23 protein-coding genes and 4 tRNA genes are annotated in these 24,720 nt (G+C 41.7%); 17 read left to right on the top strand and 10 right to left on the bottom strand.

Annotated features, from left to right (window positions below; all coding sequences use genetic code 11):
• Window positions 1-8: 8 nt before the first annotated feature.
• Window positions 9-764 carry a bifunctional demethylmenaquinone methyltransferase/2-methoxy-6-polyprenyl-1,4-benzoquinol methylase UbiE gene (ubiE, locus tag PSH48_RS15105; protein WP_004587478.1) on the bottom strand — a complete coding sequence of 252 codons (756 nt, stop codon included), beginning with the start codon at window positions 762-764 and terminating at the stop codon, window positions 9-11.
• 95 nt (window positions 765-859) lie between these two features.
• Window positions 860-1,846 (bottom strand): GGDEF domain-containing protein, encoded by a 987-nt coding sequence (locus PSH48_RS15100; protein WP_004587479.1) that lies wholly within the window; start codon window positions 1,844-1,846, stop codon window positions 860-862.
• A gap of 355 nt (window positions 1,847-2,201) precedes the next feature.
• On the opposite strand from PSH48_RS15100, the gene PSH48_RS15095 reads away from it, so the two are divergent.
• Together PSH48_RS15095 and PSH48_RS15090 are read left to right on the top strand one after the other, a co-directional pair.
• On the top strand, window positions 2,202-3,980 hold the full coding sequence (locus PSH48_RS15095; protein WP_273611815.1) for a DUF885 domain-containing protein: 1,779 nt from the start codon (window positions 2,202-2,204) through the stop codon (window positions 3,978-3,980).
• Between the two features lie 96 nt (window positions 3,981-4,076).
• Window positions 4,077-5,558 carry an FMN-binding glutamate synthase family protein gene (locus tag PSH48_RS15090; RefSeq protein ID WP_273611814.1) on the top strand — a complete coding sequence of 494 codons (1,482 nt, stop codon included), beginning with the start codon at window positions 4,077-4,079 and terminating at the stop codon, window positions 5,556-5,558.
• Window positions 5,559-5,595: 37 nt separating this feature from the next.
• Here the strand turns inward: PSH48_RS15090 and mtnK are convergent, their stop codons facing one another.
• Window positions 5,596-6,813 (bottom strand): S-methyl-5-thioribose kinase, encoded by a 1,218-nt coding sequence (gene mtnK / locus PSH48_RS15085; protein WP_273611813.1) that lies wholly within the window; start codon window positions 6,811-6,813, stop codon window positions 5,596-5,598.
• Window positions 6,814-6,941: 128 nt separating this feature from the next.
• Between mtnK and mtnA the strand changes: the two genes are divergently transcribed.
• Window positions 6,942-7,967 carry an S-methyl-5-thioribose-1-phosphate isomerase gene (mtnA, locus tag PSH48_RS15080; protein WP_273611812.1) on the top strand — a complete coding sequence of 342 codons (1,026 nt, stop codon included), beginning with the start codon at window positions 6,942-6,944 and terminating at the stop codon, window positions 7,965-7,967.
• Between the two features lie 47 nt (window positions 7,968-8,014).
• On the opposite strand, the gene PSH48_RS15075 is transcribed toward mtnA, so the two are convergent.
• Genes PSH48_RS15075 through PSH48_RS15065 form a run of 3 tightly spaced genes read right to left on the bottom strand, consistent with a single transcriptional unit; the run spans window position 8,015 to window position 9,860 of the window.
• Complete coding sequence (locus PSH48_RS15075) at window positions 8,015-8,557, bottom strand: 1,2-dihydroxy-3-keto-5-methylthiopentene dioxygenase (protein WP_121638140.1); 543 nt, start codon at window positions 8,555-8,557, stop codon at window positions 8,015-8,017.
• The gene (mtnC, locus tag PSH48_RS15070) at window positions 8,554-9,237 is read right to left on the bottom strand and encodes an acireductone synthase (protein ID WP_138685035.1); all 684 of its coding nucleotides are present in this window, start codon (window positions 9,235-9,237) and stop codon (window positions 8,554-8,556) included. The genes PSH48_RS15075 and mtnC overlap by 4 nt, the downstream gene beginning before the upstream one ends.
• A complete protein-coding gene (locus tag PSH48_RS15065; RefSeq protein WP_004587487.1) occupies window positions 9,237-9,860 on the bottom strand; it encodes a methylthioribulose 1-phosphate dehydratase in 624 nt (207 codons plus the stop codon). The genes mtnC and PSH48_RS15065 overlap by 1 nt, the downstream gene beginning before the upstream one ends.
• A 212-nt stretch (window positions 9,861-10,072) precedes the next feature.
• Between PSH48_RS15065 and PSH48_RS15060 the strand changes: the two genes are divergently transcribed.
• From PSH48_RS15060 to PSH48_RS15040, 5 genes are all read left to right on the top strand, one after another.
• Window positions 10,073-11,215, top strand: coding sequence for a methionine aminotransferase (locus PSH48_RS15060; RefSeq protein ID WP_138685034.1), 1,143 nt, complete (start codon window positions 10,073-10,075; stop codon window positions 11,213-11,215).
• Entirely contained in the window at window positions 11,203-11,976 is a 774-nt protein-coding gene (locus tag PSH48_RS15055; RefSeq protein WP_273611811.1) for an amidohydrolase, read from the top strand. Before PSH48_RS15060 ends, PSH48_RS15055 begins: the two co-directional genes overlap by 13 nt.
• A gap of 68 nt (window positions 11,977-12,044) precedes the next feature.
• Window positions 12,045-13,469 carry a mannose-1-phosphate guanylyltransferase/mannose-6-phosphate isomerase gene (locus PSH48_RS15050; RefSeq protein WP_273611810.1) on the top strand — a complete coding sequence of 475 codons (1,425 nt, stop codon included), beginning with the start codon at window positions 12,045-12,047 and terminating at the stop codon, window positions 13,467-13,469.
• 103 nt (window positions 13,470-13,572) lie between these two features.
• Window positions 13,573-14,238: an AHH domain-containing protein gene (locus tag PSH48_RS15045; protein WP_096740310.1), complete on the top strand. Its 666-nt coding sequence runs from the start codon at window positions 13,573-13,575 to the stop codon at window positions 14,236-14,238.
• Window positions 14,238-14,813, top strand: coding sequence for a hypothetical protein (locus PSH48_RS15040; protein ID WP_096740309.1), 576 nt, complete (start codon window positions 14,238-14,240; stop codon window positions 14,811-14,813). Before PSH48_RS15045 ends, PSH48_RS15040 begins: the two co-directional genes overlap by 1 nt.
• Window positions 14,814-14,849: 36 nt before the next feature.
• Here the strand turns inward: PSH48_RS15040 and PSH48_RS15035 are convergent, their stop codons facing one another.
• The 3 genes from PSH48_RS15035 to PSH48_RS15025 all read right to left on the bottom strand — a co-directional run bounded on the left by PSH48_RS15035 (window position 14,850) and on the right by PSH48_RS15025 (window position 18,370).
• Window positions 14,850-17,006, bottom strand: a complete 2,157-nt coding sequence (locus PSH48_RS15035; protein WP_273611809.1) for an ATP-binding protein — start codon at window positions 17,004-17,006, stop codon at window positions 14,850-14,852.
• A gap of 116 nt (window positions 17,007-17,122) precedes the next feature.
• Window positions 17,123-17,779 carry a helix-turn-helix transcriptional regulator gene (locus PSH48_RS15030; protein WP_004587492.1) on the bottom strand — a complete coding sequence of 219 codons (657 nt, stop codon included), beginning with the start codon at window positions 17,777-17,779 and terminating at the stop codon, window positions 17,123-17,125.
• Window positions 17,780-17,998: 219 nt separating this feature from the next.
• Entirely contained in the window at window positions 17,999-18,370 is a 372-nt protein-coding gene (locus PSH48_RS15025; RefSeq protein WP_004587493.1) for a histidine triad nucleotide-binding protein, read from the bottom strand.
• 88 nt (window positions 18,371-18,458) lie between these two features.
• Between PSH48_RS15025 and PSH48_RS15020 the strand changes: the two genes are divergently transcribed.
• Entirely contained in the window at window positions 18,459-19,070 is a 612-nt protein-coding gene (locus PSH48_RS15020; RefSeq protein WP_096042477.1) for a DUF2057 domain-containing protein, read from the top strand.
• A gap of 169 nt (window positions 19,071-19,239) precedes the next feature.
• On the opposite strand, the gene PSH48_RS15015 is transcribed toward PSH48_RS15020, so the two are convergent.
• A complete protein-coding gene (locus PSH48_RS15015) occupies window positions 19,240-21,084 on the bottom strand; it encodes a M1 family metallopeptidase (protein WP_029774313.1) in 1,845 nt (614 codons plus the stop codon).
• A 133-nt stretch (window positions 21,085-21,217) separates the two neighbouring features.
• Between PSH48_RS15015 and murB the strand changes: the two genes are divergently transcribed.
• The 8 genes from murB to PSH48_RS14975 form a co-directional block, all read left to right on the top strand.
• Entirely contained in the window at window positions 21,218-22,225 is a 1,008-nt protein-coding gene (gene murB / locus PSH48_RS15010; RefSeq protein WP_273611808.1) for a UDP-N-acetylmuramate dehydrogenase, read from the top strand.
• Complete coding sequence (birA, locus tag PSH48_RS15005; protein WP_273611807.1) at window positions 22,225-23,217, top strand: bifunctional biotin--[acetyl-CoA-carboxylase] ligase/biotin operon repressor BirA; 993 nt, start codon at window positions 22,225-22,227, stop codon at window positions 23,215-23,217. Before murB ends, birA begins: the two co-directional genes overlap by 1 nt.
• On the top strand, window positions 23,214-23,939 hold the full coding sequence (locus tag PSH48_RS15000; protein ID WP_138685029.1) for a type III pantothenate kinase: 726 nt from the start codon (window positions 23,214-23,216) through the stop codon (window positions 23,937-23,939). Before birA ends, PSH48_RS15000 begins: the two co-directional genes overlap by 4 nt.
• 111 nt (window positions 23,940-24,050) lie before the next feature.
• Window positions 24,051-24,126, top strand: a tRNA-Thr gene (locus tag PSH48_RS14995).
• A gap of 40 nt (window positions 24,127-24,166) precedes the next feature.
• Window positions 24,167-24,251: transfer RNA gene (locus PSH48_RS14990), tRNA-Tyr, on the top strand.
• Between the two features lie 45 nt (window positions 24,252-24,296).
• Window positions 24,297-24,371: transfer RNA gene (locus PSH48_RS14985), tRNA-Gly, on the top strand.
• An 11-nt stretch (window positions 24,372-24,382) separates the two neighbouring features.
• Window positions 24,383-24,458 (top strand) — tRNA-Thr (locus PSH48_RS14980).
• Window positions 24,459-24,593: 135 nt separating this feature from the next.
• Window positions 24,594-24,720, top strand: a 127-nt coding sequence (locus PSH48_RS14975) for a GTP-binding protein (RefSeq protein ID WP_033023824.1), incomplete at its 3' end; no start/stop codon positions are given.

Genomic DNA, 24,720 nt, shown 5'->3' with positions numbered 1-24,720 from the left:
TGCCTGCCTTAATATTTAAAACCACGGTGCAGTGCAACAATACCACCGGTTAGGTTTTGATACGTTGTTTGTTCAAAGCCTGCTTCTTCCATCATTGCTTTTAAGGTTTCTTGGTCTGGGTGCATACGAATCGACTCAGCTAAGTATTGGTATGACTCGCTATCGTTCGCCACTACTTTACCCATAGTTGGTAATAGATTGAACGAGTAAAAATCGTACGCTTTACTTAAAATTTCATGCTCAGGTTTGGAAAACTCTAGTACTAATAAACGTCCACCTGGCTTTAATATACGGTACATAGAGCGAAGAGCTTTGTCTTTATCGGTTACATTACGTAGGCCAAAGGCAATCGTGATCACATCAAAGCTGTTATCTGGAAATGGCAGCATTTCGGCATTCATTTGCACGTAGTCGATATTGCCGACTAAACCCAAGTTGTGCAGCTTTTCACGGCCCACTTTTAACATTGATGAGTTAATGTCACCTAAAACTACTTGGCCGGTGTCACCGACTAGCTGGCTAAATTTTGCTGTTAGGTCGCCAGTGCCGCCTGCTAAATCAAGGACGTGGTGGCCTTTGCGCACACCTGAGCTGGCTATAGTTTGACGTTTCCATAATCGATGTACACCAAAAGACATTAAATCGTTCATTACATCGTACTTTGCTGCAACCGAGTGAAATACGTCTGCAACCATTGAGGCTTTATCGTTTTCGGCTACGGTTTTATAGCCAAAATGCGTGGTCTTTTGCTCTGTTTCGTTCATGGTTAGTCTCTATCGTGGCAATAAAGACTAGTGTACTTGATTGTATACTGCAGGTGCAATTTGAATATGATTTATCAGGTAATTTAGCGTAAAACCTAGTGGCCGGCTGTAAAGCTACTTTGCCCCAGTGAGCGTGCTTTAAATGCCGCTTGCGAGGCTTTTTTAGCTAACTGGTTAAAGTCATCATTTTTGAGTTGCTGCGCTATGCCTAAAGATAAGTTAATGCCAGGCAGCTTAGTGCCGCTTTTTGAGCTAACAAAGCGAAGTTTTTCTACGCCATTACGCACTTTTTCAGCAATAACATTGGCGGTTTCGGGGTCTATATCTGGCAGTAATACAGTAAATTGGTCCTTTGCTGTGCGCCCAGGTAAACCACTTTGAAAAACATATTTTTTTACTTGTTTAGCCACTTTGTTCAAAATAACTTCGCCAATTATATCGCCGTAATTATCTACAAAATGATCTAAATTATCTATTTGAATAGCAATTGCACAAATTGATTTGTCTTGGTTGCTCCATAGTTGGGTTTGCTGCGTTAAATAATGACGTTTATACAGCCCCGTTTGTGAGTCAATAATGTGCTGCTTACGTAATTGCGCCAGCTGTTTTTGGGTTTTTTCGTGTAACTTTTTAGCTTTATGTAGCTCGTGTTTGAAGTGCTTGTGTTGCTCAAGTAACGTGGCTGATTGCGTGTTTAACGTATCGAGTGCTTGGCGGCTTTGCTCTATATTATTCTCATCAAGCGTGTGCATGCACTCACTTACTTGGCCGGCAAAGCTAACAATTTGTTTTTCGGTTGATTGCGCATTGCGCGACAGTGAATCAATAACCCCATTTACGTTATTAATCATTGCCACTTGCGTGGTATGCCCTTCGTTTAAAAACTCAAAGTAGAGCTGCTCAATCAAAATACTATCAATTTGGGCTTTATTAGTAATGGCCTCATCTATGGCGTTATTTAGCTGAGGATTTACTTTACTAATATAGGTATAGGCAACGTGGTAATTTAACGGAGAGGGAGGCAGCGTATGACGTTCTAAAAACAGGCATACATTCGTCATTTTTTCTTGAGCTACAGCCATGGAATCATGGAACATCATTTTAACTACCAACTAAGTACGCATTAAATTACACATTAAAATAACTCTTCAATGAGGCGGCAATGCATCCAAGCTTTATTATTTTTTTACTACAATAATCGTTAAGCAGGCTATTTAAAAGTAAAAACCAGTATTAGTGAACTTAAATTTTTACTTTTGCTGCCTAATAGCTGATTTTATCATCAAAGAGCACGTATTTAGCTTAATTTAGGCGGGTTCGGCTTATTTTACCCGCTCCAATTAAGCGTGTGTTATTGAGATTAATCGCATTTGTCTTGCTATTTACTCAGCCTACGATAGTTTTGTGAAATCTATTGTATGGTTAAGTAAAACTAAAATGAATTATTCCTTACCCCCGCGAATTTGCCGCACACTGCTTGTGCTATCACTTTTTGGCACGCTAAGCGCATGTACATTAACAAGCCCCAACGCAAACACGCAATTTGAACAAGTGGCGCAAAGTATTGTTGATTACCGCAAACGTGTTAATCCCTACACACAACCTGAAGGGGTTGATGGCTATTTATTACCTAATTTATCGGCCAAATTTTTAAAGCAACAATATGAGGAAAAAACAGCATTATTAAGTCGTTTAGATGCAATTGATAGCGATGAGCTTTCAAGTGAAAACAGTATTAACCTCAGTATTATTCGTGCGCAAGTACAAAACAGTGTTGATGAATACGTATTTAATGCGCACTACATGCCGCTAACTTCTGAGTATGGGTTCCATTCTAGCTTGTCTTATATGATTAATAGTTCGCAGTACAAGCAACCGCAACAGTTAGAAACGTATTTAGCCCGCCTTGAACAAGTGCCGCGCTTTTTTGAGCAAAACATACATTGGATGAAAAAGGGGCTCGAAACGGGGCTTACTCAACCTCAAGCGGTATTAGCTGGGTATGAAGACTCAATAAGCGCTTACATAGTGGATGATGTAACGCAGTCAGACTTTTACTCCCCGTTTAAAACGAACACAGCAGGGCTAAGCGAAAACGACTTTAAAGCGTTGCAGCAAAAAGCTAAACGCATCATAAAAAACGATGTTATTGCCTCTTACAAAGCGTATTTAACATTTTTTACTACGCAATATCAGCCAGGTGCACGCACTACGATTGGTATTTCACAAACCCCTAATGGCAAGTCGTTTTATAAAAACCGCGCACAGTATTACACCACCACAAATATGAGCATTGATGAAATACATCAGCTGGGGTTATCTGAAGTGGCGCGTATCCGCAGTGAAATGCAGGAAATAATTAAAGGAGTAGGCTTTGAAGGCACGTTTGCCGATTTTATCCACTTTTTACGTACCGATCCGCAATTTTACGCCACCACTCCAGAGCAGCTATTAAAAGAAGCTGCTTATATAGCTAAAAAAATGGACGCGCAGCTGCCTAAGTTATTTCATACACTGCCGCGTATGCCCTATGGCGTTGCACCTGTACCTGCAAATATAGCCCCTAAATATACAACAGGTCGCTATGTTGGCTCGAGCCGAAGCGATCAAGCGGGTTATTATTGGGTAAATACATATGCGCTAGATAAGCGCCCATTGTATGTATTAGAGGCGCTGACCTTACACGAAGCCGTACCGGGGCATCATTTACAAATATCGCTTAATGCAGAGCTTGAAAACTTACCAAGCTACCGACGTGATGCCTACCTTTCGGCTTTTGGTGAAGGATGGGGGCTTTATTCTGAATACTTAGGTATAGAAGCAGGCTTTTACCAAGACCCATACAGCCGATTTGGCCGTTTAACCTATGAAATGTGGCGTGCAGCTCGTTTAGTGGTTGATACTGGTATGCATATGTACGGCTGGAGCCGAGAGCGCGCTATGAACTTTATGAGCGAGAACACGGCGCTTTCATTACACAATGTTAAAACCGAAACCGACCGCTATATTTCGTGGCCGGGGCAAGCTTTGTCGTACAAAATTGGCGAGCTGACTATCAAGCGTTTACGCACAGAGGCCGAGCAAGCGCTTGGGCCTCGTTTTGATATTCGTGAGTTTCATCATCAAGTATTGCGTCATGGTTCTGTGCCGTTATCAGTGCTTGAAGAGCAAGTTCGTTTGTATATAAAAGCTGAGCTTGAAAACACGCAAAGCTAATTATCTAAAGGTATAAACCTTGAACAACGAAAGGTGTTGTGTCATTTTGACGCAACACCTTTTTTATTTTTAAAAACAGCCATCAAGGGGCCTTGGATGAGCGATTTTATTATTTTTAGTATTGATGTATTTGCGAGTATTTTTATTGTTGCATTAGGATTAATTGTACTTACCATTATTGTTTTTTATTTTCGTGATATTACTCAAACAAAGCATGCAATTAGGCGAAATTACCCGGTTATTGGCCGCTTTAGGTACTTTTTTGAGCGCCAAGGCGAGTTTTTTAGGCAGTACTTTTTTGCCCTCGATAGAGAAGAAATGCCGTTTAACCGAGCAGAGCGCAGCTGGGTGTATCGTGCTGCAAAAGATGTCGATCGTACCGCTGCATTTGGCTCCACGCAAAGCTTAGAGGTAACAGGTACAGTGATGTTTATGAACTGTGCTTTTCCTACCTTAGATGTAGAGGCGTTGGACCCAAGTAATGTAACTTTAGGCCCTTATTGTAAAACGCCGTACACCACTAACTCCTTGTTTAATATATCGGGAATGAGCTTTGGTGCGCTCTCAAAACCGGCTGTTAGAGCGTTATCAAAAGGGGCAAAACTAGCCGGCTGCTGGATGAATACCGGTGAAGGCGGGTTAAGCCCTTATCACTTAGAGGGCGGAGCCGATTTGGTGTTTCAAATTGGTACGGCCAAATATGGTGTGCGCGATGAGCTTGGAAATTTAAGTATTGATAAACTTAAAGAAATTGCGGCGCATAAAAACGTAAAAATGTTTGAGCTTAAATTAAGCCAAGGTGCCAAACCAGGTAAAGGCGGTATGTTACCTGGTAAAAAGGTTAATGCTGAAATTGCTAAAATAAGGGGCATCCCTGAGGGCAAAGATTCAATTAGCCCAAATGGGCACCCAGAAATCAAAAAGCCAAGCGACATATTAGATATGATTGCTACAGTGCGAAACGCCACAGGCAAACCTACCGGCTTTAAAGCCGTTATTGGTGATTACACTTGGCTAGAAACGCTATTTGCAGAAATAAACCACCGCGGGCTTGAATCAGCACCGGACTTTATCACTATTGATAGTGCCGATGGCGGTACGGGCGCAGCGCCACAACCATTATTAGATTCGGTAGGTTTACCGCTACGCGAAAGCTTACCGCTGGTTGTTAATATGCTTGAAAAACATGGCTTAACAGGGCGGGTAAAAGTCATTGTATCGGGTAAGTTAATTGTACCCTCTAAGGTGGCATGGGCGCTTGCTTTGGGTGCTGATTTTGTTGTTTCTGCGCGTGGTCATATGTTTGCGTTAGGCTGTATACAGGCTATGCAATGTAATAAAGACACCTGCCCAACCGGTGTAACTACCCATAACGAGCGGCTACAGCGTGGGTTAAATGTTGCAGATAAAGCCCAGCGAGTTGCCAATTATAATAAATATATTCATTACGGCGCTGGCTTAATTGCCCACTCATGTGGTGTAACGAGTGCGCGGGAATTAAGGCGTAAACACGTGCGTATAGTGCAAGAAAGTGGGCTGTCGGAGCCGCTCGATAAAATTTACGAAAACTACCAATAACGGTATTGGTAGTAAAAAAGGCGCTTTGGCGCCTTTTTTAATTTAGCTGGCTTATTAATAAACTAAAAAAGGCATCTTTGTTGTCGCAGCTTTTGGCATTTAAAATAAGTTGCTCACCTAAGCTCAGCGTTTGTTTTTGTACTGCAAGGCGCGTATTTTCATCTTCAATGCTGTCAATATCTACCACATGCGCGAGCCCTATGGTGCGCCTAATTAGTTCTGTTCCACAATAACCTATGGCGTCTTGTAATACGGTTTTCATAAAGTACTGTGGGTAGCCCTCGGTATTAAGGGTGCGATCTGTGCTGTGGTTGGCAATTAAAGTTAACCATTGTTGCTCGAATAAATTATAGCTTTCAACAATGCAGCTAAGTAAATGCGTTTGATAGTTTCGTCGTGCTACAAACTCTTCAATATGCCCTGCTTGTGCGCAGTAATTTAATAGTAAATTGCCAATAAAAGAGCCTATATCAAAGCCAACAGGGCCAAAAAAGCCAAACTCGGGGTCAATCACTTTAGTGGTATTGGTATCTACAAAAATACTGCCGCTGTGCATATCGCCGTGCAGCAATGTTTGCGGGTTAGATAAAAAATTAGCTTTTAATTTCGCAACTTCTAACTTAAGTGCCGTGTTATCACGCAAAGCGTGTACATGCGTAGTAAGTTGCTCGTCAAAGTGATTGCGTTCGTGATCTGTATACGGATCGCTAAAAAATAAATCTTCTGTAATTTGGCAAAGCTCAGGGTTAGTAAATTGCTGTACGAGGGCCTTTTTATGCTGGGCGGTTAGGTAAAAATCTGAATTATAAAACCCGGTATGGCTTAAATACGTAGCTACGTGCTCGGCTAACCTAGGAAATTGCTCCGCGTTATTTTGCGCGGTACGCAATATTTTTAAGTGACCTAAATCTTCTAAAATGGTAAGCGCGTAAGCTTGGTTATAGTGCAGTACTTTAGCGGTGTTTTGTGGGCAAATAGCGCCATGGTTAAGTAACACTTGCGCCTCAATTCGGGCTCTATCAAGCGTGAGCGGCCATGATTCACCGACACAACGAGCATAAGGCAGTGCTTGCTTTAAAATAATGCTGTTATGGTGCTCATCGCTAATTCTAAATACTAAATTAAGGTTACCGTCACCAAATTCGTACGCAGTTAAGCTGGCGCCAGCATTAAAAAAATCATACTGCTTAGAGTCAATTAGCGAATTTACATATTCAATTGCGCGCTGCGCATCAAACGCGACATAGTTAGCCATAGTGAGTTCTCAAATAACCTTTTTGGGCATTCTATACCTTTAAATGTTTAGATGTCTACAAGTCTAACTTGAGAGTTATTCAAACTGATGTAAAATACCCTTACGCATTTTATTTAAGCAGCCTCACCATGCAAAACCTTATCGCAAGCAGTTTAAAATATGAAAACGGCACATTAAGTGTGCTTGACCAGTATTTACTTCCTCATCAGCAGGTATGGCACGAATGCCATAGTGTTGAGACGATGAAGGAGCTGATCATCAGTTTAAAAATTCGTGGCGCACCATTAATAGGCTTAGGTGCGAGTTTGCTGGTTGCTCATTTAGCGCAGCAGGGGGGAACTCAAGCGGCGCTTGCAAAAGCAATTGATGAACTTGAAGCCACAAGGCCAACCGCTGTTAATTTAATGCATTGCATGGCTATATTAAGAAAGGCTCTTAAAAGCGATGACTTTGTAGCAGCAGTGGTGTGCAGCGCAGAGCGCCTTTTTATTGAAGACATTGCCCTATGTGAGCGTATGGCAACGCGCGGAGCTGAGCTTATAAACAGCGGCGACAATATTTTAACCCATTGTAATACCGGCGCATTAGCGACTGCTGGTATTGGTACAGCATTAGGCGTTATTTACAAAGCGCAGCAACAACACGGCAATATACATGTGTGGGTTGATGAAACGCGGCCCTTGTTGCAAGGCGGGCGTTTAACCGCGTTCGAACTTGAGCGCTGGCAAGTACCGTATACGCTTATTTGCGATAATATGGCAGCAAGTTTAATGGCCGCAGGCAAGGTAGATAAAATAGTGGTAGGCGCCGATCGTATTGCTGCTAATGGCGACTTTGCTAATAAAGTGGGAACTTATAATTTAGCTGTATTGGCGCATTTTCATGATATTCCTTTTTATGTTGTCGCGCCTTTAACTACGCTTGATACACAAACAGCTTGCGGTAGCGATATAGCAATAGAGCAGCGAAATAACGCAGAGGTACGCGGCGTAAGTGGCAGTTTTGGTGAGGCGCTGTGGGCACCCACTAATGCCAATGTGTATAATCCCGCATTTGATGTAACACCTGCAAAACTTATAACAGCTTGGGTGTTAGATACCGGTGTTTACAATAAAAGTGATGTAGAGAGTGGCGCGTTAACAGCGCTTAAGTAGTTTTAAATATCGCTCCACTTATCCCTTTGTGGAGCGTATTACGTTTGCTATGCGAGCAACGGAAACTGCTTCGCAATTTCAGATTCGGTGCTTTTTGCAACCCAGCCCTCGGTATTATTAAATAATCGAATGGCGGTAAACTCTGGGTCGCTCCCCATATCAAACCAATGTGGTGTAAGAGTTGGGACCGAAATTAAGTCACCTTGCTGACATAATACTTGGTAAATTTTGGCATCAATATGTAGGCAAAATAACCCTTGGCCTTTTACAAAAAAGCGAACTTCGTCTTCACTATGAGTGTGCTCAAATAAAAACTTTTCTCGCATTTGTGCCGCTGCAGGATTACCTTTTGCAAGCGAAATAACATCTACCGTTTGGTAGCCATTTTGCGCTTTTAAGCGCGCTATATCATTTTTATACGCTGCAATAATTTGCTCATTTGTGGTGTGCTCATTAATGGGTGCAGTTGCTTGCCATTGTTCAAAACGTACATTTACCTTTGCTAATTGCTGAGTAATTTCGCTTAAATCGCGGGTATTTACCAGCGCATTACTTGGATTGTTGTTAGCATAAATTGTTAATTGGCTCATGCAAATTGCTCCAATTTAACTGTGCTAAAGTCATGTACGTATGGGTGCGCGCTATGTGCTTGGCCATCACGTATTAAGTGCAAGGTTTTAAGCCCTGCGGCTTTAGCAGCATCAAGCTCACCTGCCACATCACTTAAAAACAAGATTTCGTTAGCACTAAAAGGGAGCTGGTTAACTATAGTGTTATAGGCGGCCTGCTCTTGCTTTGCGCCGACTTTGGTATCAAAAAAATCATTAAACAGGGGGCGAATATCGCCATAGTCACTGTATTTAAAGAGTAACTGCTGCGCCCTTATCGAGCCTGATGAATACACATAGAGTGCGGTACCTTGAGCGTGCTGAGCTTGTAAAAACTCAAACGCATCTGCGTATAGGTGGCCTTTAAAATCACCGTGCTCGTAGCCCGTTTGCCAAATTAGCCCTTGTATTTGCTTTAAAGGGGTAATTTTTTTATCTTCTTCAATCCACTTTAGTAACACGCTAATGACATTTTCTATATCGGCATCTGGCTCATTAATAATGGCTTTAACAGCCGCTATTTGCTCCGCGACATGGGGTTTATTTTCGTTTAAGCGCATAAACGTTGCTAGTTGTTTAGCTGCATACGGAAACAACACCTCTTTTACAAATGAGATACGTGTTATGGTGCCTTCAATATCAGTTAAAATTGCTTTTATCATTATAGCTGTGCCCCAATACCTTCTATTTTTAACCGTTCCAGCTCGCAACTAAATAAAAACTCTAACCCTTCTAAATGGCGAAGTGCTTGCTTGTAATTACGCCCTACTACATAAACGCCATGCCCACGAATTAATACTGCATGTTCAATGGGTGTATGTAAGTGGTGATCACTAAGCAGCAAGCTTAAGCGGTCTATGTCTTGGTCGTTTTCAAAAATAGGGATGCTCAGGGTATCTAAATGCGAGGTTACCCCACTGAGTGACTTTTGCATTTCGTAACCGCTTAAATTTAATGCATGGCTTTTAATTACACGCGATAGTACGGTGGCTGCTACTGAGTGAGTATGCAGCACTACGTTTGCGTGCGGAATAAGCTTATACATGCCTAGGTGCAGTTGCGTTTCGGCCGATGGGTTGCCAGCACCTTTGGTGCGATTACCTTGATGATCAAGCTCAATGAACGTGTGTGTACCGAGCTGACCTTTATCAAAGCCGCTAGCGGTAACCACATACCCTGTTGCGGTGCGCGCCGAAAAATTTCCGCCGGTGGCGGGAACCCAGCCTTTTTGACTGATCCATTTTCCGGCTTCAATAAGTTGCGAAATAGCGGTATTGTTGTGCATACATTCCTCACCAATGAGTGTAATACCAATGCGTAATAATACTTAATGCATTTGAGGCGCTAAACCAAACGCGAGCTGCGTTTTTGCTACCTCAAAATAGCTAAGTTAATTGAGCAAATTGATATAAAGCTATTTAATTTTAGACGGCTATACTTCTGTTTTAAGCAATGATAGCATCGCTTTAAGCGCAAAACCATCATTAAGGGCCTGTCGTGTTTGAAAGTAAATTACCAAATTTAAGTGTTAGTATATTTAGCCAAATGAGTGGCTTGGCAAGTCAGCATTCGGCAATAAATTTATCGCAGGGTTTTCCTGAGTTTGATGCGCCAGAACTACTGAAAAACCAGCTAAATTTTTATGTTCAGCAAGGGGTTAATCAATACTCGCCATCCAGTGGTGTGCCCCGTTTACAGCAACAAATAGCAAATTTAGTTTCGCGTAAATACGCGGCTAATATTGATGCAGCTGAGCAAGTTACGGTAACGTCGGGCGCCACCGAAGCATTATTTGTGGCTATTCAAACTATAGTACGCCCCGATGATGAAGTCATTGTGTTTGACCCCGCTTATGATTCTTACCAGCCTGCCATTGAGCTTGCTGGCGGTAAAACAGTTCATATTGCATTGCATGCCCCCGATTACGCTATTGATTGGCAAACTGTTCGCAGCGCAGTGAGCAAAAACACGCGCGCTATAATTATTAATACGCCACACAACCCAAGCGGAAAAATACTTAAAAGCCATGATATAAACGCGCTTAAATTGTTAGTCAACGATCACGATTTATATGTAATAAGTGATGAAGTTTACGAGCATATTACCTTCGATGGCGATAAGCACTTAAGCATGCTTTGTGATGAGCAGCTACGTGAAAAAAGCTTTGTTATATCAAGCTTTGGCAAAACGTTTCACAGTACCGGCTGGAAAATGGGGTACTGTGTTGCGCCTGCACCACTTGCTACTGAATTTAGAAAAATACACCAGTACGTTACCTTTTCAAGCTTTACACCTGCACAACACGCATTGGCCGACATGCTTGAACAACAAGGCGAGCATGTCGATGAGCTGAGTAATTTTTATCAGCAAAAGCGCGACTTACTGGCACAGCACTTAAGTGAGAGCCGTTTTAATATTTTACCAAGCCAAGGTACGTACTTTTTATTGCTCGATTACAGTGAAGTGTCTGATCTTAATGATGTGGATTTTTGCCACTGGTTGGTAGAGCAAGCTGGGGTTGCTGCTATTCCTTTAAGTGTGTTTTATAAGCAACCTTCAAATGATAAAGTGATTCGACTGTGTTTTGCTAAAAACGATGAAACCTTAATAGAGGCCGCGCAAATATTATGTCAACTTTAACGCTTACACTCGTTCAAAGTGCGCTGCATTGGCTTGATAAAGACGCCAATCTAGCCATGTTTGATAAAAAATTAGCAGCGATGAGCGCTCAACCTGATTTAATTTTACTACCCGAAACCTTCGCCACAGGCTTTGCTATTAACCTTGATTGCGCAGAGCCCCAAAATGGCAAAGTGTTGAGCTGGCTAAAAACCCAAGCACATAAACATAAAGCCGTTATTGCAGGTTCGGTTTTGGTTGCTCAAGGCGATAAAAAAGCGAATCGTTTTTATTGGGTGACCCCAAGTGGCGAGGTAAATTATTACGATAAACGTCATTTATTTCGCTTAGGTAGTGAGGGCGATTACGTTGTCGCAGGGCAAGCGCGTAAAACGTTTGAAATTAACGGTTTTAAGTTACTGCCGCAAGTATGTTACGACTTGCGCTTTCCGGTTTTTCAGCGCAACAATAATGATTACGATGTAATGATAAACGTTGCTAACTGGCCTGCGGTTCGTCGCCATATTTGGGATACGCTATTAATGGCGCGCGCTATGGAAAACCTATGTTATGTAGTAGCCGTTAACCGTGTTGGCGACGATGGCAATGGTGTTGCGCACAATGGCGGCACGGCTGTATACGACTTTAAAGGCGATACACTCGCCAAAGCAAAAGACAATACACAAGAGTTACTTACCGTAACACTTGAAAAAGCACCGCTTGATGATTTTAAAGCCTCGTTTCCTGCTTATTTAGATGCCGACGCGTTTACCTTGGTATAAATCGCTAAGCATTAGCGCCTAGCCAATAAAGTGCTAAAATAGCCGCTGATATGTTTATTGGCGGCTTTATGAATACAACCCTTATTACACCGGTAATTTTAGCGGGCGGCATTGGCACACGGTTATGGCCGCTTTCTCGCCAAGCTATGCCTAAGCAATTTTTACCTCTGCTTGATAACAAACACTCACTATTACAAAGCACGTTAGCGCGTGTGTCGGGCAAGGGGTTTGCAAAGCCAATACTTGTTTGTAACGAACTGCACCGTTTTATTGCTGCTGAGCAAAGTGCACAGGCCGCTCCTCATGCACTTTTGTTAGAGCCGCAGGGTAAAAATACCGCGCCGGCTATTGCGCTGGCAGCACACTACGCTTTACAGCAAGGCATAACTGGGCCAATACTGGTGATGCCTGCCGATCATCATATATCCAACTTTACTGAGCTCACACTTAAATTAAACGATGCAATTGAATTAGCCCTGCAAGGTATGTTGGTCACGTTTTCAATTACACCAACACAGCCCCACACTGGGTTTGGCTACATTAAGCAAGGTAGTAAAATAGCAGGCTCAAATTGCTATAAAGTGGCTGAATTTAAAGAGAAGCCAAGCTTGGCTACCGCTGAGCATTATTTAACTCAAGGCGGTTATAGCTGGAATAGCGGCATGTTTTTATTTACACCACAAGCCTATTTAAATGAGCTAGAACGCTTTGCACCAAAAATTGCACTCAGTGTAAGCGCGGCGGCTAATTTCTCTGACGATTTAGGGTTTACAAGGCCGATAAGTGAGCCACTTAAAACCTGCCCAAGTGACTCTATCGATTACGCCATTTTAGAGCGCAGTAATAATGTAGCAGTGCTGCCTGTTGCTCTTAATTGGAGTGATGTAGGCAGCTTTGGTGCTTTGGCTAGCCTTATTAAAAAAGATGCACATGGCAATAATGAAAACGACAGCCATACCGCGCAAAATAGTACTAATAATTTTGTTTTAAGCGAAGACGATCACAGCGTTGCTACCCTTGGGGTTAGCGACTTAGCTATTATTCATACCCACGATGCCACCCTCGTTGCCAATAAAAACAAGCTCGATGGTCTGCCTTTATTGCTCAAGCAATTAGCGGTTAGCCAAAGTGATAAACTCAATCACCATCAGGTTGTGTATCGTCCATGGGGTAACTACCGCACTTTAGTAACAGGGACAGGGTTTAAAGTTAAAAAAATAACCGTAAACAGCGGGGCTAAACTTTCAACGCAGCGCCATCAGTATCGTGCAGAGCATTGGGTGGTGGTATCGGGGGTTGCCGATGTACGTATTGATAAGCAAGCATTAACACTTAGCCACGACCAATCTTGCTACATTGCAGTAAAACAAATACACAGCTTAGCGAACAATCAAAAAGAGGCGCTAATTGTCATTGAAGTGCAAACTGGCGCCGTACTAGATGAAAGTGACATAGAGCGTTTTGATGATAAGTATGGAAGGTTAGGTATTTAAATAAAGTGGTTTTCTAGTGATAAACTTAAGTAGCGAGGATGTTGATTGAAATAAAAAGTTATTTAAAATACTATGTTGTCAGTTAAAATTATAGGGACGTTACATGGATAAATCTTTGATTACAGCTGTTCAAGTAGAACCTGGTGAACTCCTTCAAGGGTTACGCCAAAGTATAAGAGAGTCAGGTGTTATTTATAAGTTTAGAGACTCAGAAACACTTATTTCAAACGAGTTGGAGAAAACTTTAAAAGAGACCGAACGTAAACTTACTGAAGCTGAAATTGCTCAACATGCTGCTCGCCTTTATAATAAGATAGCTACTCGGAGTGTTAAGTTTGGTTTATTAGCATATTCTCGTTATGCAGAGATGGCAAATAGAACAACAACAGAAGCTCTTTTGAAAGAAAAACACCGGCCGCAAAGAATGGCAAGATATATGTCTGCAACAGGAGCTGGTAAAAAGCCACCAAATACGGCTACCCATGCGATTGTATCTGGTACTCATGAGCTGGCGCGAGCTGCTAGAAAGATACTTGCTAAATTTAAAATTCGAATAGATGATCCAAGTAATGGAGTCTTTTTGCCAAAGAACGAAAACTACGTTCCTCACCCAGCTATGCCTGACGCTTCTAATCATGCAAAAATTCATACAGAGTTATATTATCTAAATATTACTAATCAACTATCGTTAGCAAATACACGTAGTGAATGTGCAGCGATTTTACAATCAATTGCTATATCGCTACAAAATGGAGTTTATGGGTACTAATGAGTAAAGTTATTTATAAAATCACGCCAAACGTTAACCATTACAGAGTCATATTTCCTGATAGCGAATCTTTATGTGAGCCTGACCTATGGAAGCCTGATGGTTCATCAAAAGAGTCAACATTAATAAATTTTAGTGCGCATTACAATCAAGAAAAAAAGACACCTATAGGTGATATTACAGCAATAAATTTACAAGGCCTTGCTATAAAAGAGCACGTAGCAAATGAACTGGCAGATATTTTTGAAGATTCGGGAGAGTTACTACCTTTCTATGTAGGTGATGAAAACTGGTACTTTTATAATGTCACTAGAACAATAAGGGGATTTTTGGATGTTGAAATGAGTACTTTTATGCTACCAGGTTTAAATATTGGATTACAAAAAGCGGTATTCAAAAAAGAAAAACTACCAAAGCATAGTTGTATATTTAAAATTCCAGAGGATCGATTTGAAGGTACTTATGTTCTTGACTCTCGTGTAAGTGATAGAGACATTTCTCTAAATCTATTTTGTGCTTTGCAAGCGCACGGCTTTACTGGGCTAAGCTTTGAAGAAGTTGCCAGGTTTGAATAAATAAACTAAAGCATCCAAGGTATATGCTTTTCAATGCTAACCCAACTGCCCGCGCACGTACTTTAAGTATTGTTCTAGGCTGCGCTGCCATAGCTCTAACGCCTCATCTAGCAGGTTGTTATGAGGTTTGTTATCAAGCAAGCGGCGCTCTATTTTTTTAAGCTCAATACCGTAACGGTTAAAGCCTAATTGCAGCGCCGTGCTTGCTTGGCGGTGCAATAATTTAATGCACTGCTCTGGTTGTTGGTCAATAAGTTCTTGGCATCGGGTTAGTTTAGTCCGTGCTGAGAGTACAAATTCATTGTAAATCGACGACACTTCATCCTCACTAAATGAGCTGGTTAGTGTTTCTGCTGCGGTTTCGTCGTACAAAGTGTCTACTAGCTCTACAGCTATATTTGCAGTTTGATTGGATTGTGAATCACTCAGTGCTTGGCGAAGCTTTTGCTGCTTAATTGGTTTGCCTACTATGTCTTTTATTCCCAGAGCTAAGTATTCTTTTACCTCATCAGGGCTTAAGCTTGCTGTAAAGGCCAGTACGGGCGTGCGCTGGTTTTTATGCTCCAAACGCTGCAAACGTTTTAATACCTCTTGGCCGGTAAAGTCTGGCAGGTTCATATCGAGTAAAATAACGTCAAAGTGATGCGTTTGCAGCAGATTAATAGCACTTTTGCCATCTTTGGCGAGCTTTATTTTATGCTCATCTTCGGCCATAAATTCAATGGCAATTTTTTGATTTAAGTCTAAATCTTCGACTAGCAGTACTTCAAGGCCGGTTAAGTAGTCTTTGTTTTGATGGCGCTGCTCTACCAAACTAAGCTCCCCTAGCGTAAAGGTGGTGGTAAAGCTAAATACGCTACCAGTGCCTAATTGACTGGTTATTTCTAAGCGGCTGCCTAGCTTTTCTAGTAAGCGGCTGGTGATGGCAAGCCCAAGGCCGGTGCCGCCTTTTTCTTTGCCGGCGCTACTTTGCACGTAGGGTTCGGTTAAGTAGGCTATTTCGTCCTTTTCGATTCCAGGGCCTGAGTCTTTAACGCTAATTTTTATGGTGTGCTCAAGCTGCCTGTCGCTTATTAAATCAACCTGAATTTTTACTATACCGTGGTCGGTAAACTTAATGGCGTTACCAACAAGGTTAATAATAATTTGCCTTAACTTTTGCTGATCGCAGTAGTAACAGGCTTGTTCAGGGATATTACATACCAGTTCAAACTTAAGTTGTTTTTGCTCCGCTAATGGGCTGAGCAATAAACACAAATTGTTTAACCAGGTTTTAAATTCAATGTCTTCTTCGTAAAGTGCTTCATCACTTTGATCTAGGCTTGCGTAGTCGAGCACTTTATCAACCAGTAAATTTAACGACTCGGCCGAATTAATAATGGCCTCACAATAGGCTTTATTGCGGGTGTCGGTGCTTTGGTTCATAACCAATTGGGCGCTGCCTAATATGCCATTAAGGGGGGTGCGAATTTCATGGCTAATCGTTGATAAAAACAGGCCTCTAATTTCTAAATCTTTTTGGGCTTTGTCGGCTAGCTTGTTAAGGTTTTTTTCTCTGCGTTCATTACACAAAAGCGCCATACCGGCGGCATAAAACATAGGTGCAATAACGCCATTTAAAAACAGTAAGCTGCTAAACCATGGGCTTTGCAATAGCAGGGGTTGTTCAATATTAACCATAAATAGTGAGCGGCTAATAAAGCTCAGGCCAACTAAAGTTAATATTAAAATGTAAACAATGGTGCCATTTGGGTAGGGCTTTCGGGCATATTTAATAAATAAAAACAGCAAAAAAGCAGCTTCTGCAATGTGCTGTACATCCGAGACGTAAATACGCTCGCGTAAAGAAGGGTCAATAAAAGAATAATACCCCAACATTACGGCGCTAAACGCGGTAAAGGAGCACAGTAGCTTAAATCCAATACCCCGATAATCTAAAAATTGGCATATGGCCAAGCTGTGCACAATTGATGCGCCAAACATCATACTGCTGGCAATACTAATCACAATAAGGTTGTGCGTTTTACCAATAAGCGTAAAGCCAATTACTGCGCCTAGTAATAAAACCGGGTAAAAAATATAAAGCAGAGTACCTGGGGTACTTTTGTTGGTACGCCAAGTTAAAAAGTTAAGAAGGGTCATTACAATAATAACGGCAATGCTGGCAAAAAAGAGGGTAAATGAGTCGAGCATAGAGGTTCCAGCAATGGGTACTTTAAATAGAGTAATAAAAAGCGATTAATTTAACAAGCATGCGGCATAAACAAAAACAGGCACCATAAGTGCCTGTTTTTAAATTACGAAATTGATTAACGAATTTCGTCTGGAATGTTTTGTTGAGCCCAAGATAGTAGCTCAATACGGTTACGACATTTAGTTTTTCTAAATGCGCTGTATAAATGTGTTTTAACTGTGTGTGGGCTGATGCTTAAATCTTCAGCAATTTCTTTGTTTTTAGAACCCTTACTCATTAACGAGATTATTGCTTTTTCTCGTTTAGTGAGTTTAATTGGCTCTATGTCGCCTTCGGTCAGCTTGTGTAGTGCGTCTTTATTAAACTGCAGCATGCGGTTTAATGCATTACACATAATGTCACGTCTGTACCAAAGCTGATCTTCTAAAAGTAAGCGAATACCTTTCATTAATACATCAGCGTTATCTGTCGTATAAAACACGCCACGAATACCGCTCAACAGCGCGCGGTTAGCGAGCTCTGGGTTTTCGTCTAGGTTAAATAATACGATATCGCACTTGGTGCGCAGGTTAACTAGCTGTTCTTTTAGTTTACCCCATGCATCGTTACTTGATGTTTCAATGAACAGTAATCGAGTCCCTTCTGGTACATCTAAAATATTTGTACCCGTGGTTACGTCAAGGCCTTGCGTTTTTAACAAAGGTTCTAAAACGTTAATGCCAATGGTGTTAATTGGCTCTTGATCTAATAACAAAAAGGCTGAACTGCTCATGTTTTTATACTCTTTTTATAAAGCTGACTAGTTAAGTTTATCACGACTTCCACACCTTTTGTATTAGAAAGTCGGGTTTCGCCTTGTGAACAAGTACGATTTTACGATTATTTAAACATAAAATGTTGCAAATAAGTAATTATTTTTCACTTTATATACATGATAAACCATAACATTTGTAACTAGCTAAATACTAATAATTCCAGTGAATTTTTATTATTAAATTTTTAATTTTTTAGCTTCTTGATACGGAGGCCAGCCCATTTCTTTGCCTGCAAGCATATGTAAATGTATGTGATACACGGTTTGCCCGCCGTGTTTATTGCAGTTCATTACTACTCTGTAGCCATCGTCACTAAAGTTAAATTGCTTGGCTAATTTAGCAGCAACCTCGTATAAATTTCCAACTAAATGTGAGTTTTCGCTATTAATATCATTGATAGTGGCAATTGCTTTTTTTGGAATAATTAACACATGAAAAGGGGCTTGCGGGTTTATATCTTTAAATGCAAGGGTAGTGTCGTCTTCGTAAATAATGTCGGCAGGAATTTCGCGGTTAATAATTTTTGTAAATATTGTTTCTGTGCTCATAATCGTTTCAGTGTAAGGGTTGAATTTAAAGTCACTAATGACAAATTTTGTTTGCAGTGTCAAACTCAAAACAAATAAAGGAGTTTTTATGCGTAAACCAATGTTAATAACTGCAGCTGCGGCACTATTGATGAGTATGTCAGTAAGTGCCGGAAATATTCACTTTCCTGAAGAGTTAGTGCCTTTACAAGTCGGCGAAAGAGTGATTGAAAGTTCTCTATTTAGCCGGGTTGACGACATTGAACTTGATCCAGGCTCTTATCGATTAAAATTAAAATACACCGATTTATACGAGCTAGGCTTTGACGACCATGAGGTAATAGAGTCTGAACCGTTTTGGGTCGATATTACTATTGACGATAACAAAGACTACGACATGGTGTTTAATCGTGCCGATAACGCGGTATCAGCGAAAATATTTGCTGAGGCACCACAGGTAAGTTTAAAAGCAAAGGGCGCGTCTGTGGCACAGCCGCTTAGTGTTATTTCAAATACACAGCTTGCAAGTCAAAAGCCTGCTTTACAAAATACGGTGCCAGCGGGTCCAACGCGTCCAAGCCAACCTATAAAGCCTATTGCGCCTATTAATGGCAAAGGCATGCCAAGTGCACCGCAAATGCTAGAGTTTTGGTGGCAGCAAGCAACTATTGCTGAGCGAAAGGCCTTTTTAGAAAAGGTAACGAACCAAGGCGCTGAATAATAAACTTATCTCAAGCTACTAATGTTAAGCGCTAACTGCGCTGAACTTAGTTACAGTTTTTAGCTTAAGAAAATTACAGTATTAAAAAAGGCCGATAAATCGGCCTTTTTTAATGGTTTTGCTGCTTTACCCTAAAGGTCTAAACACTTTTAGGGTTGGCACAGATTGTTTATTTATCAAATAAAGCATCAATGGTGCCTTGTGCGAGCGGGTGGTAGCCTGGGCGTGCTTTGATGTATACATCGTGTGCCCACTCACGCTTACCATTTTTAATAAGTGCTTTGTATAACGGCACAATTAATTTACGGCGGCCAATACCTGATAAGTGCTTATCAAGCGCTGGGTAAATAGGTTGGTAACCATTACCTACCGCTAGCATAAACCATGCAAACGCGCGCTCTGCATTGGTTGATTGCGTTAAGTTAAATTGCTTATCAAGCTCGCTCATTTTATCTAAGCTTAAATCACGTGGTAGGTTATTTAAAAAGTGTAACCATTCGTGCACTGTCCACTGAGCCGTAGGTAATTGTGCTGCGCTTGTTTCACCTTTTAACCATGCTGCGCTTGCTGTATCTACTTTATCAAACGCATCCGATGTTGGGTTAGGTGCATCGCTTGGTAAACCTGGCTCAAAAATCCACTCATTCACTTTATCCATGCTTACAACGCCTGGATACTTTTCAATTAAGTTAGCTTTTAAATAAGTAACAAATTGCGCAGTAGTCAGCGATTTAAATGCAAACTCATTAAAGTAGGTCTTAACAAAGTCATCAAACTTATCACGGCCGTATTTTTCTTCTAGGTAGATTAAAAATAGCTGTCCTTTAGTGTATGGCACTGAGCTAAATGCATCATCTGGATCGCGGCCATTAAGTTTTAAATTAAGGCGAGTATCGGGTGCATCAATGGTTTTAAGCTGAGCACGTAAGCCTGCTGCATCTAAAGCTTGCTCCATTACGGCGCGGTCGCGGCCAAATACTTCTTCCATAATGCGGTTTTCAACGTAAGAGGTAAAACCTTCGTTTAACCATAAATCTTCCCACGTAGCGTTGGTAACTAAGTTACCAGACCAAGAGTGTGCAAGCTCATGCGCAATAAGGTTTACTAAGCTTTTATCGCCAGCAACTACGGTAGGGGTAATAAATGAAAGGCGCGGGTTTTCCATACCACCAAACGGAAAGCTAGGCGGTAACATTAATAAATCGTAACGGCCCCATGCATACTCACCATACATTTCGTTGGTTTTGTCGATCATGGCTTGGGTGTCGTTAAACTCGGCAACCGAAGCGTCTAAAATTTCAGGCTCGGCAAATATACCTGTTTGTTTTGACATGGCTTTGAATTCTAAATTACCTGCACCAATCGCAATTAAGTACGGCGAAATAGCTTGTGGCATCTCAAAGTGGTAGTCGCCATCTTTGTATAGTGCGTCTTTGTTATCGGCGCTCATTACGGCACGTATATCTTTTGGTGTATGAATACGGGCAGAGTAAGTAACGCGCATGGCAGGGGTATCTTGTACTGGTAACCAGCTACGAGCGTGAATAGCCTGCGATTGGCTGTACATAAACGGGTGCGTTTTGCTGGCTGTTTGCTCTGGTGTTAACCATTGCAGGCCAGATGCTTCTGGGCGGCTGTTGTAGTAAATACGTACTTTTGGCGCTTGGCTTTTTAAAGTAATTGTTAGTTTTGAGCCTTTAACATCATCGCGATCTGCCAGTGTAAATTTAGCTTTGTGCCAATCGCCCGAGGTGTCTTGGTACATTACTTTATCAATGTCTAAGTCGCGGGTATCAAGTACCAGCTTTTTACTCGTGTCATTGTTCCACTTTAGCGTGTGCTCAACAAAACCTTCTAATTGCTTGTCGGCAAAATCGACATCTAAATCAAGGTTTAAGTGTGTTGTTACCACATCATCTAGGTTGGCGTATGAGTTTTGATCAATCGCGTTTGCCATTGCTTGCGAGCACATACCGGCCATAGCGAGGCTTAAAAAAAGAGGTTTAATTTTCATAAAATACCCTGAACACTAATAATAAGTGCAGGTTTTATATCATGATTGATACAGCGGGTTGAGTGATTTTTACATTCTTTGCGACAATAAGGTAAACTACTGCGATTAGTTACCAGTACACTCAGAGACCTTTGTGGCGCACTCATTAAAACCTTTACATACCTTTGCACTAAACAATCAATGCCAGCATTTTGTTGAAATAACCTCGGTTGAGCAACTTAAAGCACACCGTTTTAGTGCTCCGTTTTGTTTATTAGGGGAAGGTAGCAACACAATATTTTTAGAGAACTACGCAGGCACCGTAATTAAAATGGTCACTAAGGGCATTACTATTACCGAGCGTGAAAATGATGTACTAGTGAGTGCAGCTGCGGGCGAGAACTGGCATAAGCTAGTAAGCTATTTACTTGATAAAAATATTGCAGGGCTTGAAAACCTAGCCCTTATTCCGGGCACTGTTGGGGCGTCGCCGGTACAAAATATTGGTGCTTATGGTGTTGAGCTTGCCCAATTTGTAGAGTCGGTTGAATACATTGATATAGCCACAAAAACTAAGGTGACTTTAACTAACGCACAGTGTGAGTTTGCTTATCGTGACTCTATTTTTAAACATGCTTTGAAAAACAAAGCGGTGATCACTCAAGTTAATTTAGCGCTCCCTAAAAAGTGGCAGCCAGTTTTAAGTTATGGCCCACTCAAAGTATTGCAAAATCCCACCCCTAAAATGGTATTTGAGCAGGTTATTGAAATTCGTAACGCTAAGCTGCCAAACCCATACACTTTAGCCAATGCGGGTAGTTTTTTTAAAAATCCGATTATTAGCAATGCGCGTTTAGAAGCGCTGCTTTTGCGGTTTAGTGATTTACCGCATTACCCCTATGGGGAAAACCATCACAAAGTGGCGGCAGGTTGGCTAATTGACCAAGCGGGCTTGAAGGGCTTTACAGTAGCAGGGATTGAGGTGCACCAGCAACAGGCGCTGGTATTAGTTAATCACGGTGATAGTAAAGGAAGCGATTTAATCGCTATGATCACGCATATACAAAATACGGTGTTTACACGTTACGGCATAATGCTAGAGCACGAAGTAAGGCTTATAAACACAAAGAGTGAATGCCATATTATTACGGAGCACGCGTAATGAAAGCACCAGATGGAAATAAACTAGCTATATTAAACGCACTTAACCAAGGTGGCTTTGTATCGGGCCAAGTCCTTGGCGAGCAATTGGGTATAAGCCGCGCAGCAGTGAGTAAGCATATTCAAACACTGCAAGACATGGGGCTCGATATATTTAAAGTGACGGGTAAAGGTTACAGTTTAAACAATGCGGTGGGTTTGCTAAACCAAGCCGATATAACCAAACATTACCATGCATCAGGTGCCAATACAGCCCAAGTAGAAGTACACCCTATTATAGATTCAACCAACAGTGAGCTAATGCGCCGTATTCAAAATAAAGTCGCACTTGAGTCTGGCACTGTTGTAGTTGCCGAAATGCAGCAAGCTGGGCGCGGAAGGCGAGGGCGGGTATGGCAATCTCCATTTGGCGCCAATTTATATTACAGTTATTTTTGGCGTTTAGATGATGGCCTGCAAGCTGCTATGGGCGTGTCAATTGCAGTAGGGCTTGCGGTATACGATGCTATAAAAGCACTTTACGATATAGACATTGAACTTAAATGGCCAAACGACATATACATAAATAAGCAAAAACTAGCCGGAGTATTAGTTGAGCTAGATGGGCAACCGCAAGGCCCTTGTCAGCTAGTCATTGGTATTGGCATAAATCTACACATGCCGCAAAACACCAGCGAACAGATTGACCAAGCATGGACCGATTTAAGCCAACACACCACCGCGCTTGATAAAAACCAGTTAGTTGCTTCGCTTACCTTTTATTTAGAGCAGCGTTTGGCAGATTACCAGCAAGACGGGCTAAACAGTATGTACGCACAGTGGAACGCCCTAAACGCCTTTGCAGGAGAATGCGTAGAGCTAAATACGGGGCACAGAAGCTGGCGGGGTATTTGTGAGGGTATTGATCAGCACGGCGGAATACGTATTCGCCAAGACGGCGAAGTTAAAAGTTACTATGGCGGCGAAATCTCGTTAAGAAAGGCCGAATTATGAAACTGCTAATAGATGTGGGTAATACGTCATTAAAAGCGGCCTTATGGCGTGAGCAACAAGCAACGCCCGTTTCTATGAGCGACGTGCCGTGGCAAGCAATAACTGAGGTTGTGTATGCATGTGTAGGTAACAGTGAATTATTAAATGACGCGCTCACATTAGCCGCCAAAAAAAGTATTCCGTGTTTTGAGGCGCATGTTAGTAAAAATCTCAGTGGCTTAAGCTGCGCATATGAACAGGTTAGCAATTTAGGTATTGATCGCTGGCTTGCGCTGGTGGCAGGTTTTACACTTTACCCTAACACACCATGCATTATTGTTGATGCTGGCACTGCAACCACTATTGATGTATTGAGCGGCGAAGGCGAGCACTTAGGGGGCTGGATATTGCCCGGCCTTGATTTAATGACTCGCTCATTAACACAAAATACTCAGCGCGTGTTTGATGATGCCAATACCCCCTTTTTAAACGAGCTAGGTAAAAACACACCCAACGGATTAAAAAATGGCGCGCTGGTGGCAACATTAGGCGCTATTGAACAGGCCAAATACCAACTTAAACACGTAACAGGCGAACAAAAACCACAAATTTTGTGCGCCGGTGGTTACGGTTTGCTGTTACAGCAACAAATAAGTGGCAGTATTTTTGATTCTTTATTGGTTATGAAAGGATTAAATTATTGGCATGAGCTAAGTAAAAACGACGAAAAACAGCAAAATTAAGCACTTTTGCATGAATTGTGAGCATTTAAGCTAAAAAATTACATTTTTTTTAATTTTATAGTTGCATCATAATAAACCTTACTCTAATATCTCGCCCCGTACTAAAGCAGTGCCGACTTAGCTCAGCTGGTAGAGCAACTGACTTGTAATCAGTAGGTCAACCGTTCGACTCGGTTAGTCGGCACCACTTTCCTTTTACCGAAAGTGAATTAGTAAAGAATTATCGTGGAGGGGTTCCCGAGCGGCCAAAGGGATCAGACTGTAAATCTGACGGCTCAGCCTTCGCTGGTTCGAATCCAGCTCCCTCCACCACTTTATTCTTGACGGTTAGAGGTAGTTTAAGAACAGGTTCCTAAAGCGGGCATCGTATAATGGCTATTACCTCAGCCTTCCAAGCTGATGATGCGGGTTCGATTCCCGCTGCCCGCTCCAATTATGGTGTTGCTGATATAGCTCAGTTGGTAGAGCGCACCCTTGGTAAGGGTGAGGTCGGCAGTTCAAATCTGCCTATCAGCACCAGTCATATGAATCTCCTTGAATACTTCCTTTATCTGTCAGAAAAAACTATTTGAAATTTGAAAAAATTAAATTAATCTACCTCTGGTGGATTATTTTCATATGTAATCTAGATACACAAAACTGATAGGTTCCGTCATGGCAAAAGAAAAGTTTGAACGCGTAAAACCGCACGTAAACGTTGGTACAATCGGCCACGTTGACCACGGTAAAACTACACTAACTGCAGCAATCACTAACGTACTTGCAAAAGTATACGGCGGTG

Source organism: Pseudoalteromonas sp. Angola-4, assembly GCF_028599265.1.
In the GTDB taxonomy this organism is placed as follows: domain Bacteria; phylum Pseudomonadota; class Gammaproteobacteria; order Enterobacterales; family Alteromonadaceae; genus Pseudoalteromonas; species Pseudoalteromonas atlantica.
The sequence above is the reverse complement of the archived record's forward strand: the minus strand, read 5'-3'. Positions and strand labels throughout refer to the sequence as shown.